This is a genomic window from Mesorhizobium sp. M1217 (genome assembly GCF_040318275.1).
In the GTDB taxonomy this organism is placed as follows: domain Bacteria; phylum Pseudomonadota; class Alphaproteobacteria; order Rhizobiales; family Rhizobiaceae; genus Mesorhizobium.
The window spans coordinates 176,388-192,965 of record NZ_JAMYMA010000012.1 but is presented as its reverse complement, the minus strand read 5'-3'; the positions used below and the strand labels follow the sequence as shown (position 1 = coordinate 192,965).

19 protein-coding genes and 1 riboswitch are annotated in these 16,578 nt (G+C 64.3%); of the genes, 10 read left to right on the top strand and 9 right to left on the bottom strand.

Going from position 1 to position 16,578, the window contains the following annotated elements:
* Window positions 1-3: 3 nt before the first annotated feature.
* The 3 genes from NKH37_RS21345 to rpmB form a co-directional block, all read right to left on the bottom strand.
* The gene (locus NKH37_RS21345) at window positions 4-675 is read right to left on the bottom strand and encodes a spermidine synthase (protein ID WP_353006113.1); all 672 of its coding nucleotides are present in this window, start codon (window positions 673-675) and stop codon (window positions 4-6) included.
* 83 nt (window positions 676-758) lie between these two features.
* Window positions 759-1,439 (bottom strand): queuosine precursor transporter, encoded by a 681-nt coding sequence (locus NKH37_RS21340; protein WP_353006112.1) that lies wholly within the window; start codon window positions 1,437-1,439, stop codon window positions 759-761.
* An 82-nt stretch (window positions 1,440-1,521) separates the two neighbouring features.
* Entirely contained in the window at window positions 1,522-1,818 is a 297-nt protein-coding gene (gene rpmB / locus NKH37_RS21335) for a 50S ribosomal protein L28 (RefSeq protein WP_353006111.1), read from the bottom strand.
* A 299-nt stretch (window positions 1,819-2,117) separates the two neighbouring features.
* On the opposite strand from rpmB, the gene NKH37_RS21330 reads away from it, so the two are divergent.
* Genes NKH37_RS21330 through NKH37_RS21315 form a run of 4 tightly spaced genes read left to right on the top strand, consistent with a single transcriptional unit; the run spans window position 2,118 to window position 4,824 of the window.
* Window positions 2,118-2,378: a hypothetical protein gene (locus NKH37_RS21330; protein WP_156948171.1), complete on the top strand. Its 261-nt coding sequence runs from the start codon at window positions 2,118-2,120 to the stop codon at window positions 2,376-2,378.
* 58 nt (window positions 2,379-2,436) lie between these two features.
* Window positions 2,437-3,228, top strand: coding sequence for a DUF3108 domain-containing protein (locus NKH37_RS21325; protein ID WP_352495630.1), 792 nt, complete (start codon window positions 2,437-2,439; stop codon window positions 3,226-3,228).
* Between the two features lie 40 nt (window positions 3,229-3,268).
* Window positions 3,269-4,156, top strand: coding sequence for an aromatic amino acid exporter YddG (gene yddG, locus NKH37_RS21320; RefSeq protein WP_353041316.1), 888 nt, complete (start codon window positions 3,269-3,271; stop codon window positions 4,154-4,156).
* Window positions 4,156-4,824, top strand: coding sequence for a lysoplasmalogenase family protein (locus tag NKH37_RS21315; protein WP_353006109.1), 669 nt, complete (start codon window positions 4,156-4,158; stop codon window positions 4,822-4,824). Before yddG ends, NKH37_RS21315 begins: the two co-directional genes overlap by 1 nt.
* Before the next feature lie 6 nt (window positions 4,825-4,830).
* Here NKH37_RS21315 and NKH37_RS21310 read toward each other — a convergent pair whose 3' ends face one another.
* Both NKH37_RS21310 and gloB read right to left on the bottom strand, forming a co-directional pair.
* Window positions 4,831-5,259, bottom strand: a complete 429-nt coding sequence (locus NKH37_RS21310) for a cupin domain-containing protein (RefSeq protein ID WP_352483497.1) — start codon at window positions 5,257-5,259, stop codon at window positions 4,831-4,833.
* Window positions 5,260-5,279: 20 nt separating this feature from the next.
* Window positions 5,280-6,047, bottom strand: coding sequence for a hydroxyacylglutathione hydrolase (gloB, locus tag NKH37_RS21305; RefSeq protein ID WP_353006108.1), 768 nt, complete (start codon window positions 6,045-6,047; stop codon window positions 5,280-5,282).
* A 98-nt stretch (window positions 6,048-6,145) separates the two neighbouring features.
* On the opposite strand from gloB, the gene NKH37_RS21300 reads away from it, so the two are divergent.
* The 3 genes from NKH37_RS21300 (at window position 6,146) to NKH37_RS21290 (ending at window position 9,762) form a co-directional block, all read left to right on the top strand.
* The gene (locus tag NKH37_RS21300) at window positions 6,146-6,916 is read left to right on the top strand and encodes a class I SAM-dependent methyltransferase (protein WP_352483498.1); all 771 of its coding nucleotides are present in this window, start codon (window positions 6,146-6,148) and stop codon (window positions 6,914-6,916) included.
* A 130-nt stretch (window positions 6,917-7,046) separates the two neighbouring features.
* Window positions 7,047-8,879, top strand: a complete 1,833-nt coding sequence (locus NKH37_RS21295; protein ID WP_023721115.1) for an ABC transporter ATP-binding protein/permease — start codon at window positions 7,047-7,049, stop codon at window positions 8,877-8,879.
* A gap of 76 nt (window positions 8,880-8,955) precedes the next feature.
* Complete coding sequence (locus NKH37_RS21290) at window positions 8,956-9,762, top strand: DUF1194 domain-containing protein (RefSeq protein ID WP_353041314.1); 807 nt, start codon at window positions 8,956-8,958, stop codon at window positions 9,760-9,762.
* An 18-nt stretch (window positions 9,763-9,780) separates the two neighbouring features.
* Here the strand turns inward: NKH37_RS21290 and NKH37_RS21285 are convergent, their stop codons facing one another.
* Window positions 9,781-10,806: an RNA polymerase subunit sigma-70 gene (locus tag NKH37_RS21285; RefSeq protein ID WP_353006106.1), complete on the bottom strand. Its 1,026-nt coding sequence runs from the start codon at window positions 10,804-10,806 to the stop codon at window positions 9,781-9,783.
* Window positions 10,807-10,847: 41 nt separating this feature from the next.
* Entirely contained in the window at window positions 10,848-11,594 is a 747-nt protein-coding gene (locus tag NKH37_RS21280) for an SDR family NAD(P)-dependent oxidoreductase (protein WP_352483501.1), read from the bottom strand.
* A gap of 235 nt (window positions 11,595-11,829) precedes the next feature.
* Here NKH37_RS21280 and NKH37_RS21275 point away from each other — a divergent pair, with 235 nt between their 5' ends.
* Window positions 11,830-12,150: a DUF1330 domain-containing protein gene (locus NKH37_RS21275; RefSeq protein WP_353006105.1), complete on the top strand. Its 321-nt coding sequence runs from the start codon at window positions 11,830-11,832 to the stop codon at window positions 12,148-12,150.
* 28 nt (window positions 12,151-12,178) lie between these two features.
* On the opposite strand, the gene metW is transcribed toward NKH37_RS21275, so the two are convergent.
* Both metW and metX read right to left on the bottom strand, forming a co-directional pair.
* Window positions 12,179-12,793, bottom strand: a complete 615-nt coding sequence (gene metW, locus NKH37_RS21270) for a methionine biosynthesis protein MetW (protein WP_023721109.1) — start codon at window positions 12,791-12,793, stop codon at window positions 12,179-12,181.
* A gap of 172 nt (window positions 12,794-12,965) precedes the next feature.
* Window positions 12,966-14,135, bottom strand: coding sequence for a homoserine O-acetyltransferase MetX (gene metX, locus NKH37_RS21265; protein ID WP_292661143.1), 1,170 nt, complete (start codon window positions 14,133-14,135; stop codon window positions 12,966-12,968).
* Between the two features lie 92 nt (window positions 14,136-14,227).
* A riboswitch (SAM riboswitch) is annotated at window positions 14,228-14,305 on the bottom strand.
* A gap of 138 nt (window positions 14,306-14,443) precedes the next feature.
* Here metX and hisC point away from each other — a divergent pair.
* Both hisC and NKH37_RS21255 read left to right on the top strand, forming a co-directional pair.
* The gene (hisC, locus tag NKH37_RS21260; RefSeq protein ID WP_352817679.1) at window positions 14,444-15,553 is read left to right on the top strand and encodes a histidinol-phosphate transaminase; all 1,110 of its coding nucleotides are present in this window, start codon (window positions 14,444-14,446) and stop codon (window positions 15,551-15,553) included.
* 6 nt (window positions 15,554-15,559) lie between these two features.
* Window positions 15,560-16,495 carry a prephenate/arogenate dehydrogenase family protein gene (locus tag NKH37_RS21255; protein ID WP_353006104.1) on the top strand — a complete coding sequence of 312 codons (936 nt, stop codon included), beginning with the start codon at window positions 15,560-15,562 and terminating at the stop codon, window positions 16,493-16,495.
* Window positions 16,496-16,578: the final 83 nt, after the last annotated feature.

Here is a 16,578-nt window from a genome sequence, read left to right as displayed (position 1 = left end):
CCGCTATGCTTTACTCGCGAGCCAGACGATGTGACGAGCGCCGCGCTTGCCGTGAGCCCGCACCTTAACCTCGTCGACCGTGAAGCCCGCCTGCTTGAGCCTTCGGGTGAAACCTGCGTCAGGGCCCTGCGACCAGACCGCCAGCACACCGCCGGGCTTGAGCGCGGCGCGTGCGGCGTTGAGGCCGGTGCCGCTGTAGAGCGCATCGTTGGCCTTGTAGACGATGCCCTCGGGGCCGTTGTCGACGTCGAGCAGGATCGCGTCCCAGGCCGATGCTTGCGAACGGATGAGCTGACCGACATCGGTCTCGTGAACACTGACGCGCCGGTCGTCAAGGCAACCGTCGAAAACCTCGGCCATCGGGCCGCGCGCCCACGTCACGACTGCCGGCACCAGTTCGGCAACAGTGACCTGCGCATCGTCGCCGAGCTCGGCCAGCGCCGCGCGCAAGGTAAAGCCCATGCCGAGGCCGCCGATCAGGATGCTTGGGTTCAGGCGGCCGGCAATCCTTTGGCAGGACAGTTTGGCCAGCGCCTCTTCGGAACCGCTGAGCCGACTGTTCATCAGCTCGTTGGCGCCAAGCATGATCGAGAATTCGCCGCCGCGCCGTTTCAGGCGAAGCTCCTGTCCGCCGTCAGTCGTTTTTGCCGAGTCCAGTTGAAGCCAGGGAATCATGCTCGATAGTCTTTGAGCATGATCTTGTCCGAAAACCGGTTCCCACTTTTCGCTAACGCGGACCTTCGGTTCGGGATCATGCTCTATGTCGCCAGTGCCGGCTGACTCCAGCGGGTGGCAAGCAGCCGGTAGGGGATCAGCGCCACCACCGCTATGACCAGCTTGACGCTGAGATCGCCGAGCGCCCAGGATACCCAGCGCATCGTCTCGACCGGCAGCACGCCCATCAGCGGTGCGGTCTCCAGCGCAAAGCCATCGTTCGGGCCGGCGAAGGCGAAGGCCGCCGCGAAGGCGACGGTAAAAAACACCACCGTATCGAAAACGGAGCCGACCAGCGTGCCGACAATCGGCGCGCGCCACCAGCTCTGCCGGCGCAGCCGGTTGAACACGGTGACGTCGAGCAATTGCGCGGTGAGGAAGGCGGCACCCGACGCCGCGGCAATGCGCACCAGCCGGTCGGCGGCGGTCTCGAATTCGATCAGGCCGTGGCGAAACAGCAAGGGCGGGATGACGATCGAGCAGACCACCGCGGTCATGAAGCCGACAAAGACGATCCTGCGCGCCACCGCCGGCCCATAGCGGCGATTGGCGAGATCGGTGACCAGGAAGGAGAACGGATAGGTGAAGGCGCCCCAGGTCAGGATGTCCCCCAGCGACAACCCGCCGATTGCACCCTGCATCGGGAACTGCACAAGGATGTTCGAGGCCACGACGACGAGCGCCATGGCGGCCACGAAGGGCAGGTACCGCGAGAGGAAAATCATTTTTTTATCCTGGGTAATGGAACCAGCGGAACGCGATCCAGAATCCGGGTCGCGCCCTGGAAGGCGCTGACCGCCGAAAAACTCAGGCGGCCGGCTGGTCGGCGAGCTTCTTGGCGATCTGCTTCTTCAACAGGCGGGCGCGCTGCGACAATTCCTTGGCGTCGGCCTTGGCCAGGAAGGCATCGAGGCCGCCGCGATGCTCGACCGAACGCAACGCGTTGGCCGAAATGCGCAGGCGCACATTCTGGTTCAGCGCTTCCGAGATCAGCGTCACATTGACCAGATTGGGCAGGAAGCGACGCTTGGTCTTGTTGTTGGCGTGGCTCACATTGTTGCCGGACATGACTGCCTTGGCAGTGAGTTCGCAAGTGCGGGACATGATACTAACCTTCGGTTCTCGGCCCTGGCCAAACATTCGACCCGCGCCGGGTGGCGCGCGGTTTCGGTCAGGCGGCCTTATGGAAAAAGTTGGCGTTCCATAGTTGCATTTCGCCGATGCGTCAAGCTTGGGGTTGGTTCGGGAGAGGGAATTGCACCTTCAAGAGATGAGCACCAGTGGCGAAGCTGCCGATCTCCCCGCTTGCGGGGGAGATGGCCGGCAGGCCAGAGGGGGTGCTGTCCCTCCGACTTAGCTCCGTTGCAGCCAAAACTCTCGGCACTGGGAGGATAAGCTGGATCTTGGCGATCCTTCCCACCCCCTCTGCCCTGCCGGGCATCTCCTCCGCAAGGGGAGAGATCGACAAATTCATCGAGCGCCACATTTTGTTCTTGCTTTGTGCCGGCAGCTATGCTACTAATTTGGGTATGGTGCTGATTCGCGCCGACGACCCGCCCGCCGAGGCGGGTTTTTCATTTCTGGCTTCCGTCACCTCCCACCGACCAGCCCCAGCGTTCCCTGCCGACGCCGCCTTCACATTAAGGCCGGAATTCAGCCTATAAGCGGTCACACAGGGACATGCCAGATCGCCCGTCTCCGGTCGACAATCAAGGACCCGCCATGCCTCGTTCTTTCCTCCATGCCCTGGTCGTGCTGTTCGCCGTCGCGCTGTCGACGACGGTTTCGGCCGCCGAGCCGCAATCCTTCACGGGCGAGTATTCGGTGTCGTTCCTCGGCCTTTCCGTGGCCAAGGCGAAATTCTCCAGCCATTACGAGGGCGACACCTATTCGATCGAGGGCAGCGTCTCCAGCGCCGGGCTCGCCACATTGTTCGACGATACGCGAGGCACGATCTCATCGAAGGGCAAGATTTCGGGCAAGCAGTTGCAGCCGCAGGCGTTTCGCGCCGACTACACGTCCGGCAAGAAGGCGTCGATGATCGACATCCAGTTTGCCAACGGCGTGGTCACCTCGACCAAGGTCGTGCCTGAGCCAAAGAAGCGCAATCCCGAGAATTGGATACCGCTGGTCGGCAGCGATCTCGTATCCGTCCTCGATCCGATGGCCGCGACCGTCATCCATGCCGACAGCCTCGACCAGGTCTGCGGGCGCACGGTGAAGCTCTATGACGGCGAAATGCGTGCCGATCTGAAACTGACCTACGAGTCGAAAGGGTCGATCTCGGTGGCCGGCTACGAGGGCGATACGGTCACCTGCAGGCTGGGTTTCGAGCCGGTGGCCGGCTACCGCAAGAACCGCAAGGCGCTGAACTACTTGAAGAAACGCAGCCGCATCATGGTGACGTTTGCACCGGTCGGCCAAAGCGGCGTATATGCGCCGATCCGCGCCACGGTCAGCACGCAAATCGGCCCGTTGACGGTCAGCGCGGAGCGGTTCGAAGCAGACGAATAGGCGTGATGGTGCGCCGCCAATGGGCCACGGGGCGACGGGTATGGCGCGCGCAACACTGATCGGCTTCTCCGCGGTCGCCATGTGGGCGCTGCTGGCGCTGTTTACGGATGCTTCGGGTTCGGTGCCGCCGTTCCTGCTTTCGGCAATCACCTTTACGATCGGCACCTGCGTCGGCCTGGTTGCCCGGCTATTCATGCCGGCAGCCGATGGCGCCGCGAAGATACCGCGCCAAGTCTGGGTGATCGGCATTGCCGGCCTGTTCGGCTACCACTTCTTCTACTTCACCGCGCTGCGCAATGCGCCGGCCGTCGAGGCCAGCCTTATCGCCTATCTGTGGCCGCTGCTGATCGTGCTGGGATCGGCGCTGATGCCTGGCGAGCGGCTGGCCTGGAACCATATCGTCGGCGCGCTGCTCGGCCTTGCCGGCACGGTCCTGATCGTCACCAAGGGCGGCGGACTTGCCTTCGATGCACGTTATGCCTTCGGCTATGCGATGGCCGCCGTCTGTGCCGTGTTGTGGTCGTCCTATTCGCTGTTATCGCGGCGCTTCCCGTCGGTGCCGACCAGCATCGTCACCTGGTTCTGCGCCGCCACCGCGGCACTTTCGCTCGTCTGCCATCTGTTGCTGGAAGAAACGGTGCTGCCCAACGGCGCCGGCCAGTGGCTGGCCGTGCTCGGCCTCGGTCTGATGCCGGTAGGGGCGGCGTTCTATGCCTGGGACATCGGTGTCAAGCGCGGCAACATCCAGGTGCTGGGGGCGGCAAGCTACGCCGCGCCGCTGCTGTCGACACTGGTGCTGATCGCCGCCGGCTTCGCCGAGCCGTCATGGCGCATCCTCGCCGCCTGCGTGCTGATCACCGGCGGCGCGGCACTGGCGGCGAAATCGCTGTTGCTGCGCAAGAGGGCCACGAGCAAGGCAAACGCTTGATGCCGTTTCCCGGCGGCATCGATGCCAATGCCAATGCGACGCTGCTGTTTTCATTGGCGGCGGCGGTGATCTATGCGTTCAGCCTCGGCATGCCGCCGCGTCTTTCGCGGTCGGCGGCAAGGACATTGGCGGTGGCGATGCTGGCGGTGCTGGTCGTGCAGCAGAGCGGCCCATGGCTGCTCGTCGCCGCACTGGGCGTCAGCGCCGTCGGCGACGCCTTCCTGTCGCGCGACGGCGAGAAGGCATTTCTTGGCGGCGCGGCCAGTTTTCTTGCCGCTCATGTGCTTTACTTCGTGCTGTTCCTGCGTGCCGGCGGCGGCCTCGGGCTGCTTCTGGCCGAGCCGTGGCGGGCAGCGATCGTGCTGGCGATGGTCGTGTTGGTGCTGGCGATGGTTTTCGCGCTCCGGCGCCGCGTCGGCCCGGCACTGCGCCTGCCGATAGGCCTTCGCGTGGCGGCAATTCTCGCCATGGGAATTGCGGCGCTCACCTTGAACAGCGTCTGGGTCGTCGTCGGCGTCCTCCTGCTCATGCTGTCCGACGGGCTGCTCGCTTCGGAAAGGTTCCTGCTGTCCGCCATCTCGCCGCACCGCGTCTGGGTGCGCCATGCCGTCTGGGCGCTGTACTACGCCGGCCAACTGGCCATTACCCTGGGTTTCCTGCTGGGTTAGGTGTGCCTAGGGCGTTCCCGGCAGCCAGCCTGGTTCGGCCAGTTCGAAGGCGGCGAAATCGAAGCCCGGCGCCACGGTGCAGCCGACCAGCGTCCATTCGCCGAGGCTGCGTGCCGACTGCCACCAGCCTGCCGGCACGACGATCTGCGGCCGCTCGCCTGCGGCAAGCGCCGTGCCAAGGATCTCCTCGATGACGGGACCGCCTTCTCGATGTATCGACAGCGCCAGCGGCGCACCGTCATAGAAGTGCCAAACCTCGGCCGCGTCCTTGACCCGGTGCCAGGCCGACAATTGGTCCTTCTCCAGAAGGAAATAGATCGCCGTCGAATGGCCGCGCGTGCCTGCCGCGCCGTCGCGAAAGGTTTCGGCATACCAGCCGCCTTCCGGATGCGGCTTCAGGCCGAGCAGGGCGATGATTTCGGCGGAACTGGTCATGCCCTAGCTCCTGGTGCCGCTCAGAAATTGTCCTTGCGCTTGCGGATCTCGGCGAACACTTCGGCGTCGGAGGCCTTTTCCAGGCCGAGATGCCTGCGGATCGCCGGATCGTGCCAGCGCAGGAACGGATTGGTCGACAGTTCCTCGCCGATCGTCGTCGGCAGCGTCGGCTTGCCGTCGGCGCGCAGCGCCTCGATCTTGGCGGCACGCTCTTTCAGCGCCGAATTGGTCGGGTCGACGGTCAGCGCGAAACGGGCGTTGGCCAGCGTGTATTCATGGCCGCAATAGATAACCGTCTCGGCCGGCAGCGCCGCGAGCTTCTTCAGGGATTCGTACATCACCGGCGGCTTGCATTCGAGCAGCCGCCCACAGCCGAGCGCAAACAGCGTGTCGGCGGCGAACGCCACTTTCGACGCCGGCAGGTGATAGGTGACATGGCCCGCGGTGTGGCCGGGCGTGGCGATGACCTCGATCCGCTCATCGCCGAGATGGATAACCGAGCCTTGCTCGACGGTTTCGTCGATGCCGGGAATCTTTGCCTTTTCGGCTTCCGGCCCGACGATGCGCAGCTTGAAGCGCTCCTTCAGCGCCAGATTGGCCTCGACGTGGTCGAGATGGTGGTGGGTGGTCAGGATCATCGTCGGCGTCCAGCCGGTGCGCTTGATGGCGGCCAGGATCGGCGCCTCTTCGGGCGCATCGATGAGCGCCGTCTGGCCGCTTTTGGGGTCATGCACCAGCACGCCGAAATTGTCGCTGCGGCACATGAATTGTTCGATCTCGACCGGCATCATATCTCTCCGTTTACAGGCGCAGACATAGGGCGCCTGCCAGCCGATGTCATCTGCCTTTGTTGAACTTGGACTGCTTCGAAGCTACCGTTCCGCCCATGCATTCAGATATTGTCGACCTCCGTTCCTTCTATTCGACCACGCTCGGGCGCCTGGCCGAACGCTCGATCACCATGGCGCTGTCCTCGCTATGGGCTGTTGTGCCCAACGAGCGGCTGGTCGGTCTCGGCTATACCTTGCCGTGGCTGGAGCGCTTCGGCAGCGATGCCGAGCGCGTCTTTGCCTTCATGCCGGCGACGCAGGGCGCGGTGGTCTGGCCGGCGACGGGGCCGACGGCGACCGCCCTGGTCTTCGACGAGGAGCTGCCGCTGGTCGATTCCTGCATCGACCGCATGCTGCTCGTCCATTCGCTCGAACATGTCGAGAACCCGCGCGAGACGCTGAACGAGATCTGGCGGGTGCTGTCGCCGGCCGGCCGTGTCGTCATCGTCGTGCCCAACCGGCGAGGCGTCTGGGCGCGCTTCGAGCATACGCCTTTCGGCAATGGCCGGCCGTTCTCGCGCGGCCAGCTGACCGAATTGCTGCGCGAAGCGAATTTCACGCCGGCGGCATGGTCCGATGCGCTGTTCTTTCCGCCGTCGCCGCGACGTTTCATGATGCAGTTCCACAATGTGCTGGAGCGTGCCGGCCGGCGCTTCTGGCCGATCTTTTCGGGCGTCATCGTTGTCGAGGCGCAGAAGCGGCTCTATCAGGGCGTCCCGGTGGCGCAGCGCGCCTCCCGCCGCGTCTTCGTGCCGGTTCTCTCGCCGCATGGCGCGCCGACGCTTGGCCGGCTGTCGGGGGCCGAACGTCCGGCGTCGCCAGGATGACGCGTTCGTGATCCGACGCAGGCTTTTTCTCACCTATCTGTCGCGGACGGGTTCGCTGCCCGATTGAAGGCAGATGCGGTCGATCCTATCACCGGGGTTTAGCACCGCTTCCGAATGCAAGGATCCACTCATGGCTGATCATCCGGATGTCGAGCCCAGCGCCCAGAAGCTTGCCACGTCGATCGAAGCCAGCAGCCTGCGTGAGCAGCTGGCAACAATCAAATTGGCGCTGACCACCTCGCCAGTGCGAAAACAATTGCTTTGGGCAGCGATCGGCATCGTCGCCGTCATCGTGGCGAGCTCGATCGGGCAGGTTCTGCTCAATCGCTGGAACCAGCCTTTCTACGACGCGCTGGCGCGGCGCGACATGCCGGCTTTCCTGCATCAGCTTCTGGTCTTCGCCGGCATCGCCGGCGGGCTTGTGGTGCTCAATGTCAGCCAGACCTGGCTCGACCAGATGCTTCGCCTGAAGCTGCGCGAGGCGCTGACGCTCGACCTGATCGGCGAATGGATGCGGCCGGCGCGTGCCTTCCGGCTGACCCATGCCGGCGCCATCGGCGTCAATCCCGACCAGCGCCTGCAGCAGGATGCCGGGCATCTCTCCGACCTTTCGACCGGTCTCGGCATCGGCCTGCTGCAGTCCTGCATCCTGCTTGCCTCGTTCGTTGGCGTCTTGTGGTCGCTGTCTTCCGGCTTCGTCTTCCACATAGGCGGCCATTCGCTGGCCATACCCGGTTACATGGTCTGGGCGGCGATCCTCTATGCGGGCACAGCTTCGTGGTTGAGCTGGCTGGTCGGGCGGCCGCTGATCCGCTTCAACAACGATCGCTATACGCGTGAGGCGGAACTGCGCTCCTCGGTGGTTCGCGTCAACGAGAATGTCGATGCCATCGCGCTTGCGCATGGCGAGGCCGATGCCAGGCGCCGGCTCGAATTCGACCTTGGCATGGTGCTGGGCGCCATGCGGCGCATCTACAGCGCCCAGATCAATCTTTCCTGGGTAACCGACACCTATGGCTGGATCACTGTCGTCGCGCCGATCCTCGTCGCTTCCCCGGTCTATTTTGCCGGCGATATCAGCTTTGGCGGCTTGATGATGGCGGTCGGCGCCTTCAACCAGGTCCATTCCTCGCTGCGCTGGTTCATCAACAATATCGGCGGCATCGCCGATTGGCGCGCCACGCTGATGCGGGTCGCCGACTTCCGCATCGCGCTTGGCGACACCGACGCGCTGCACGACACGGAAAGGCGCATTTCGTTCGGCGAAAATCCCGACGGCAGCCTGACCTTCGAGAAGCTCGAGATCGCCTCGCCGGACGGATGCACCAAGCTTGCCGAGCCGCATGTCGAAATCCGCGCCGGCGACCGCGTCATGATCACCGGAGATCCGGGCGCCGGCAAGACGCTTTTCTTCCGCGCCATTGCCGGTCTGTGGCCATGGGGCAGCGGCCGGATCGGCATGCCGGCCGGAGAAGCGCCGATCTTCGTTCCGCGTACTCCCTATTTCCCGCTCGGCAGGCTGCGCGAGGTGCTCAACCATTCAGACGGCGCGGCGGAGGCGAGCGATGCCGAGATTTCGGAGGTGCTGGCCGATGTCGGGCTGCAACGCCTGTCGTCCTCGCTCGATCACTCGGCGCGCTGGGAGCGTGAGCTCAGCGACGACGAGCAGCGTCTGCTGGCCTTTGCCAGGCTCGCCTTGCGACGGCCGAAATGGGTGATCATCGACGAGGCGCTGGACGCGTTCGACGGCGCGACGCTGAGGCAAGTGCTGTCGATGCTGGACAAGCGCCTTCCCGACGCCGCGATCCTCAATATCGGCCGCGGCCAGCACAATACCCGCTTCTTCCCGCGAGCGTTGACCATCGTCAAGGATGCCGGCCAACCGCCCCTCAAGCCGGCCCGTGTCAGGGCAGGCGCCATCGAACCGCCCCCGATTATCGCCTCGGCCCGCCGAAAGAAATAGAAGCCAAGCTTTATTTCGCCGCGATCGCGGCGAAAAACTATCGCGATCGTTTCAGATGGGAACGTTCCGATCGGCCATGCTTGACGCTCTCGCCCTGCTCGCCTGCCTTGCCTGCGCCCCGGCAGCACCTGTGGCCGCGCCCGCCAATGCCATTGCCGTCGACGTCGAGCTGGTGCTGGCCGTCGACATCTCGCAGTCGATGGATGAAAGAGAGTTTGCCCTGCAGCGCGCCGGCTATGTCGCGGCGCTGCGCCATCCCGACTTCATCAATGCCGTGCGTGCCGGCCCTTCCGGCCGCATCGCCATCGCCTATTTCGAATGGGCCGGCACCATCCGCGACGATGCGGTCATTGCCTGGCACGTCATCGACAGCAAGGAGAGCGCCAACGCTTTCGCCGACAAGATCGCGGCCCGCCCGTTCAGGAGCTTCCGCGGCACCTCGATTTCCGGTGCCGTGGCCTTCGGCGCCGAGCTTTTCGATGGCACGGCCTTCGTGGCCAAACGCCGCGTCATCGACGTCTCTGGCGATGGCCCAAACAACACCGGCTTGCCGGTCACAACGGCACGCGATGCGGCGCTGGCGAAGGGCATCGTCATCAACGGGTTGCCGATCCTGATCAGCCCGTCACCGACCTTCAGCCATCTCGACCGGTATTATGCCGAATGCGTCACCGGCGGACCGGGCTCGTTCGTCCTGCCAATCTATGCGGTTTCCGAATTCGCCACCGCCACTCGCCGCAAACTGATCCTCGAGGTCAGCGGCGTCGAGTATCCCAAGGAGGATCCGAGGACGATCCGCACCGACGCACCGATCGACTGCCTGCAAGGCGAGCGCGACCGGCGGTTTTTCTCCGACCCGTATTTCCCGGAACTCGACCGGTAAGGCTTGCTAGGGGGTAAGCTAGGCCGGTGGCAGGCCGAAGGCCGGGAACAGGCTGGGGCCGAGCGGCCCTATGAAGATCGTCAAGGAAGCGATCCCGCCCTCGGCTGGCTCGAACACATGCAGGGAATGGGCCCGCCACGCCGGGTCATCGTGGCTGCGGGAATAGACCCCGACCGCCGGTTGGCCATTGGCCGCGGTGGCCAGCGTGCGGAAGCCGCCGAACCTCGGCCAGACGGTCTCGAAGAAACCGCGGATCGCTTCGCGGCCTTGATACCATTCGCGCCAAGGCGGCATGGTATAGATGGCGTCCTCACGCAGGAGCTCGATCAAACCTTCGAGATTGGCGGCCTGCCAGGCCTGCATGTAACGTTCGAGCAGCAGGCCTTCTTCGGGGTTGGGCCGTGATCGGCTGGCCGGCCGTCCGCCAGGATAGCGCGCCGTCAGCGTTGCGCGGGCGCGCTGCAACGCGCTGTTGATCGAAGCCGTCGATCCGCCCAGCAAACGCGCCGTCTCGACGGCCGACCATCCCAGGACGTCGGCAAGCAGCAGCGCGGCGCGCTGCCTGGGCGGCAGATCCTGGATAGCGGCGACGAAGGCGAGCTGCACGGCCTCGCGGGTCTCGTAACGGGCTTCCGGACCTGGCTCGCTGCCGGCAATGTCTGGAAGCTCGGCGTCGGGGTAGGGCTCCAGCCAGGCGATCTCGGCTACAGGCCCGCCTATGGCCGCCCCGTGCGACGGCGGCCGTCCGGGTTCCCGGAGAATGCGACGCGCCCTCGACCTCGCCTTGATGGCGTTAAGGCAAGCATTGGTCGCGATCATATAGAGCCAACCGCGAACGGAACCCCGCCCGTCGAACTCCGACCTTGCGCGCCAGGCGCGAAGCAACGTGTCCTGGACGAGGTCGTCGGCCTCGTGCAGCGAACCCATCATGCGATAGCAATGCAGCTTGAGCTCGCGGCGATGCGCGGCCGTGACCTTCTCGAAGGCCAGCCGATCGAGGATCGGCTGGCGTGCCGGTTCCAGAGGTGGTTGAGCGTCTGTCATGCTACTTTCGGGTTCCGGGTCAGGTTTGCATTACGCGCGCCTCAGGCGGCCGGGGCAAGCCCGCTCCCGCTCACCATGAAGGAACTGCCTTGCGGCTGGCCGGTGGCGAGTGCGACCACCGCCCGTCCGACATCGGCCGGCGTTTGCATGTCGGTCATGGCGGCGATGAAGTCCGCCGGCTGGATGCCCATATAGGCCGCGATGCTGTCGACGCCGGCCTTGCCCACGCCGGTCTCCGGCATGATCCGCATCGGCGCGAGCGCCATGAAGCGCAGGCCGAGGCCAAGCCGGTCGGACTCCTTCTGGCTATGACCGGCCAGGAACATCTGCATGCGTTTTGCGCCGGCATAGCCGCCGGCATTGGGTGGCCCACCGCTCAAGGCCGCGCCACTGGAGATCAGAACGATCCGGGTTCCCGGCTTGAGCGGACGCCGCAGAGCGGCGCGGCAAAACAGGAACGACGCCTTGACGTCCGTGTCCCAATTTGCCGAGAACGCCTTCCAGTTCTGTTCGTGCACCGGCGCGGAAGGGGCCAGCGCGCCTGCGCAGATCACCAGCACGTCCGGCTCCAGCGCGGCGAAGACCTTATCGGGGGCGGAGTCCACCGTCGCATCGATCGCGAGCGTCTTCACGCCGGAGACCTCCCAGGCAAATTGCGCCAGGGCCTGTTTTCCGCGGGCGACCGCCAGCACCGTCGCTTTCTCCTTGAGGGCGACCTCCGCAATGGAGCGGCCGACACCCCGGCTGCCTCCGACGACGACGACATTCTGATTTTGCAACGATCCCATGGATCACCTCTCTGTTCCCGGCCGCCGGACCATCCAGGCGCGCTCATCGATAAGGACAGCGCAGGTGGGCGGAAATCATCGGTGCCAGGCAGAAATATCTTTCAGGTGACGGCAGCGGCGCGCCAGTTTTGTATTCGGTGTCATTACCTCGGGGGTAATCGACCAGCGCGCAACGTCCCGGCAAACTGCTCCCATCAAGCCGGTTGTCCGGCTTTCGACCACAAGGAGTTACACCATGACCGCCTACGCCGTCGCCCATATGCGCCAGGTCACGTCGGGGCCGCCGATCGTCGAGTACCTGCAGAAGATCGATGCCACGCTTGAGCCGTTCGGCGGGCGCTTCATTGTGCATGGCAGCGAGGTGGACGTGGTTGAAAACAATTGGCCGGGGCACCTCGTCATGATCGAGTTTCCAGACATGCAGCAGGCGCGCGGATGGTACCGCTCGCCCGCCTATCAGGAGATCTTGCCGCTGCGCACCGCGAATTCTCAGTCCGACGTGGTCTTCGTCGACGGCGTCGAGCACCCGCACAAGGCCACCGACGTGCTTGAATAAGGGGAATGATCGGCTCGCGGGCGGCCTGCTACCGTTTCAGCAGAAATACCGCCTGCTGGCCGAAAAAGTTCCAGAACCACCACGGCATCGAGAAGCCGATCCGCTGGCCGTTGGCGTCGAGCGCGGTTGCCTTTTCCACCGTCGCGCCCAGCTCGTCGCATAGATTGACGAAATCGCGAATGGTGCAGAAATGGATGTTGGGGGTGTCGTACCAGTAATAGGGCAGGTCCTTGGTCACCGGCATGCGGCCGTTGAAGAGCAGCGAAAAGCGTACCCGCCAGTGGCCGAAATTGGGGAATGAGACGATGGCGCGGTTGCCGATCCGGAGCAGTTCGTCGAGCACCAGCTTCGGATTGCGGGTCGCCTGCAAGGTCTGCGACAAGACGACAAAGTCGAAGCCCTTGTCGGGATAGAATTGGAGGTCCTTGTCGGCATCGCCTTGAATGACCGACAGGCCGCGCGCCACGCATTCGTTGACGCCGCGCTGCGACAGTTCCAGCCCGCGGCCGTCGACCTTCTTGGTCGCCTGCAGCAATTCGAGCAGCAGGCCGTCGCCGGAACCGACGTCCAGCACCCGCGACTGCGGCGGGATGAGATCGGCGACGACTTCGAGGTCGACGCGCTGGGCGCGGTTGACGCTCATTGGCTCGGCTCCTGCCTGGCGCATGGTCCTGATCCGAAAAGTCTGCAACTTTTCGGGGCCATGCGCTGATGCCTGGCGCATGATCCTGATCCGAAAAGTCTGCAACTTTTCAGGGTCATGCGCTGATGCCTGGCACATGGTCCTGATCCGAAAAGCGTGCAACTTTTCGAGGTCATGCGCCGAGCCCTCTAGCCCGGGCCGCCGAGGCGATGAAGCCTTTGATGGCGGCGAACAGTTCCGGCTCGTCGAGCAGGAAGGCGTCGTGGCCGCGGTCGGTCTCGATTTCGACGAACGATACCGAGGCGCCGGCCGCGTTCAGCGCGTGAACGACCGAGCGGCTCTCCTCGGTCGGGAACAGCCAGTCGCTGGTGAAGGAGACCAGGCAAAAACGGGTCTTGGTGCCGGCGAAGGCATCGGCCAGCCGGCCGCCATGGTCGGCGGCGAGATCGAAATAGTCCATCGCCCGGGTCATGTAGAGATAGGAGTTGGCATCGAAGCGATCGACGAAGGTCATGCCCTGATGGCGCAGATAGCTCTCGATCTGGAAGTCGGCATCGAAACCGAAGGTCAGCGCTTCGCGGTCCTGCAGGTTGCGGCCGAACTTGCGGTGCAGCGCTGCTTCCGACAGATAGGTGATGTGGGCGGCCATGCGCGCCACCGCCAGCCCCTTTTCCGGTCGCTTGCCGTGCTCGAAATATTTGCCGCCATGCCAGTCGGGGTCGGCCATCACCGCTTGCCTGCCGACCTCGTGGAAAGCGATGTTCTGCGAGGAATGGCGGGCGCCGGTGGCGATCGGCAGGGCCGAGAAGACGCGCTCGGGATAGCTGGAGGCCCATTGCAGCACCTGCATGCCGCCCATCGAGCCGCCCAGCACGCTGAACAGCTGTTCGATGCCGAAATGCTCGACCAGCATCAGCTGCGCCCGCACCATGTCGCGGATGGTGATGATCGGCAGGTCGAGCCCGTAAGGCTTGGCGGTTGCGGGATTTGTCGAGGCGGGGCCGGTGGAACCGAGGCAGCCGCCGATGACGTTGGACGAGATGACGAAGAAACGGTCGGTATCGATGATCTTGCCGGGGCCGATCAGCACTTCCCACCAGCCCGGCTTGCCGGTCACCGGATTGGTGTTGGCGACATGCTGGTCACCGGTCAGCGCATGGCAGACGAGGATGGCGTTGGAGCGCGCGTCGTTGAGCGTGCCATAGGTCTGGTAGGCGATCTGGAACGGCGACAGCAGCGTGCCGGCGTCGAGCTTGAGCGGCTTGTCGGCGCCGAAACGCAACACCGGGCTCGACGGCTGGTCGGCCTCGTTGTTGGTTTTTCGCGCGCGCAAAGCGACCATCACATCTCCTTGCCCGGCCTTCAGTTGTCCGCCGGTCCGGGCAACAACCAGTCAGGGCAACAAAAAACCGGCCATGCCTTCGCAAAGCCGGTTACAAGATGCAAACGGCCCTTTAGCAAGTTGTTTAACGTGGCTGCAAGCCGACCGGCCAAATCACCACGGAACTGTCGCTGCTCTTCTAGGACTGACGCATGGCTTCGTCAACGGCAAGTTATTGATCCCGAATTGCCGCCCCTCGACATTCCGGGCCACGGCTTGTATTTCCGCTGCGGCTTCCGGATGGAGGCTTCCTCGACGGATTTCATGGAATGAGCCAGACACCGGATCAGACACGTCCAACGCCCCGCGCCGGCATCATGGACATCGAAGCCTATGTGCCCGGCAAGAGCGCGGCGCCTGAAGGTGTCGTCAAAGTCCACAAACTGTCGGCGAACGAGAACCCGCTCGGTCCTTCGCCAAAGGCGATAGAGGCCGCGCGCGCGGTCGCCGACAAGCTCGCGGTCTATCCCGACGGCAGCGCCAGGCGCCTGCGGGAGGCGATCGCCGAGGTGCATGGGCTCAATCCGGCGAACATCGTCTGCTCCAACGGTTCCGACGAGATCCTGGGCCTGCTTGCGCAGACCTACCTCGCGCCCGGCGATGAAGCCATCATCACCGAACACGGCTTCATGGTCTACAAGATCTACATACAGTCGGCCGGTGCCGTCCCGGTAACGGTCAAGGAGACCGATGAACGCGCCGACATCGATGCGATCCTCGCCGCGGTGACGCCGCGTACCAGGATCATCTTCCTTGCCAATCCGAACAACCCGACCGGCACTTACGTGCCGTTCCAGGAGGTGCGCCGCCTGCATGCCGGCCTGCCGCGAAACGTGCTTCTGGTGCTGGATGCCGCCTACGCCGAATATGTCCGGCGCAACGACTATGAAGCCGGCGTCGAGTTGGTGGGCAGCGCGGAAAACGTGGTCATGACCCGCACCTTCTCGAAATTGGGCCTCGGTGGCGCGCGGATCGGCTGGATCTATGCGCCAATGCACGTCATCGACGCGATCAACCGCGTGCGCGGGCCTTTCAACGTCAATGCGACGGCGATCGAGGCCGGCATCGCGGCGATCCGCGACCGCGCTCATATCGAGCGCAGCGTCGCGCATAACGAGACCTGGCTGGCCTGGCTGAGCGAGCAATTGACCGGGCTCGGGCTGCGGGTGACCCCGAGCGTCGGCAATTTCATCCTGATCCACTTTCCCGAAGACAAAAAGCATTCGGCGGCGGCCGCCGACGACTACCTCAGTGCGCGCGGCTACATATTGCGGCGCGTTTCCGGCTACGGTTTTCCCAACGCGCTGCGCATGAGCATCGGCACCGAAGAGGCCAATCGCGGCGTTGTCGCAGCACTCGCGACATTCCTGAAAAGCTAGGGCACCATGACCTCACCGATGTTCGAAAAGATCGCGCTGGTCGGCATCGGCCTGATCGGTTCGTCGCTGGCCCGCGTCATCCGCCGCGAGGGACTTGCCGGCCAAGTCACCATTTCGACGCGCAGCGAAGCGACGCTGGAGCGGGCGAGCCAACTCGGCCTTGGCGACACCTACACGACAGATGCGAAAGAAGCGGTTCGCGATGCCGATCTGGTCATCGTTTCGGTGCCGGTCGGCTCTTCAGGCACGGTCGCCCAGGAGATCGCACCGGCGCTGAAGAAGGGCGCCATCCTCACCGATGTCGGCTCGACCAAGGCATCGGTGATCGCGCAGATGCAGCCGCATGTGCCTGATGGCGTGCACTTCATCCCCGGCCATCCTTTGGCCGGCACCGAAAAATCGGGACCGGATGCCGGTTTTGCCGAACTGTTCGAGAACCGCTGGTGCATTTTCACGCCGCTGGCCGGCACCGATCCCGTGGCGCTGGAAAAGCTCTCGGAATTCTGGCGCCGCTGCGGCTCCAACATCGACACGATGGACCCGCAGCATCACGACATGACGCTGGCCATCGTTTCGCACCTGCCGCACATCATCGCCTATAACATCGTCGGTACCGCCGACGATTTGGAGTCGGTGACCAAGTCCGAGGTCATCAAATACTCGGCTTCCGGCTTTCGCGACTTCACCCGTCTCGCGGCGTCCGACCCGACCATGTGGCGCGACGTCTGCCTGCACAACAAGGACGCCATCCTCGAAATGCTGGCGCGGTTCTCGGAAGATCTATCCTCGCTGCAGCGGGCGATCCGCTGGGGCGACGGCGAAAAGCTGTTCGACCTGTTCACCCGCACCCGCGCTGTCCGCCGCTCGATTATCGAGGCCGGCCAGGACATCGACGTACCGGATTTCGGCCGCCAGGCAGTCGAACACCCGCCGAAGGGATAAGCCGCGGCAAGCCGATCGCAGGCCGTACCGCCCCAGAACGGTTCATCGTTTCACGGAAACGCCGAACCGGTCTATCTTTTTGT

Excerpts from the sequence above, each read along its gene's own strand:
- NKH37_RS21300 (WP_352483498.1), top strand. The coding sequence starts at position 6,146 with ATGCATTCAGATATTGTCGACCTCCGTTCCTTCTATTCGACCACGCTC.
- NKH37_RS21255 (WP_353006104.1), top strand. The coding sequence starts at position 15,560 with ATGACCTCACCGATGTTCGAAAAGATCGCGCTGGTCGGCATCGGCCTG.
- rpmB (WP_353006111.1), bottom strand. The coding sequence starts at position 1,818 with ATGTCCCGCACTTGCGAACTCACTGCCAAGGCAGTCATGTCCGGCAAC.
- NKH37_RS21295 (WP_023721115.1), top strand. The coding sequence starts at position 7,047 with ATGGCTGATCATCCGGATGTCGAGCCCAGCGCCCAGAAGCTTGCCACG.
- NKH37_RS21275 (WP_353006105.1), top strand. The coding sequence starts at position 11,830 with ATGACCGCCTACGCCGTCGCCCATATGCGCCAGGTCACGTCGGGGCCG.
- metX (WP_292661143.1), bottom strand. The coding sequence starts at position 14,135 with ATGGTCGCTTTGCGCGCGCGAAAAACCAACAACGAGGCCGACCAGCCG.
- hisC (WP_352817679.1), top strand. The coding sequence starts at position 14,444 with ATGAGCCAGACACCGGATCAGACACGTCCAACGCCCCGCGCCGGCATC.
- NKH37_RS21290 (WP_353041314.1), top strand. The coding sequence starts at position 8,956 with ATGCTTGACGCTCTCGCCCTGCTCGCCTGCCTTGCCTGCGCCCCGGCA.
- NKH37_RS21310 (WP_352483497.1), bottom strand. The coding sequence starts at position 5,259 with ATGACCAGTTCCGCCGAAATCATCGCCCTGCTCGGCCTGAAGCCGCAT.
- NKH37_RS21315 (WP_353006109.1), top strand. The coding sequence starts at position 4,156 with ATGCCGTTTCCCGGCGGCATCGATGCCAATGCCAATGCGACGCTGCTG.
- NKH37_RS21285 (WP_353006106.1), bottom strand. The coding sequence starts at position 10,806 with ATGACAGACGCTCAACCACCTCTGGAACCGGCACGCCAGCCGATCCTC.
- metW (WP_023721109.1), bottom strand. The coding sequence starts at position 12,793 with ATGAGCGTCAACCGCGCCCAGCGCGTCGACCTCGAAGTCGTCGCCGAT.
- NKH37_RS21340 (WP_353006112.1), bottom strand. The coding sequence starts at position 1,439 with ATGATTTTCCTCTCGCGGTACCTGCCCTTCGTGGCCGCCATGGCGCTC.
- NKH37_RS21280 (WP_352483501.1), bottom strand. The coding sequence starts at position 11,594 with ATGGGATCGTTGCAAAATCAGAATGTCGTCGTCGTCGGAGGCAGCCGG.
- NKH37_RS21325 (WP_352495630.1), top strand. The coding sequence starts at position 2,437 with ATGCCTCGTTCTTTCCTCCATGCCCTGGTCGTGCTGTTCGCCGTCGCG.
- gloB (WP_353006108.1), bottom strand. The coding sequence starts at position 6,047 with ATGCCGGTCGAGATCGAACAATTCATGTGCCGCAGCGACAATTTCGGC.
- NKH37_RS21345 (WP_353006113.1), bottom strand. The coding sequence starts at position 675 with ATGATTCCCTGGCTTCAACTGGACTCGGCAAAAACGACTGACGGCGGA.
- yddG (WP_353041316.1), top strand. The coding sequence starts at position 3,269 with ATGGCGCGCGCAACACTGATCGGCTTCTCCGCGGTCGCCATGTGGGCG.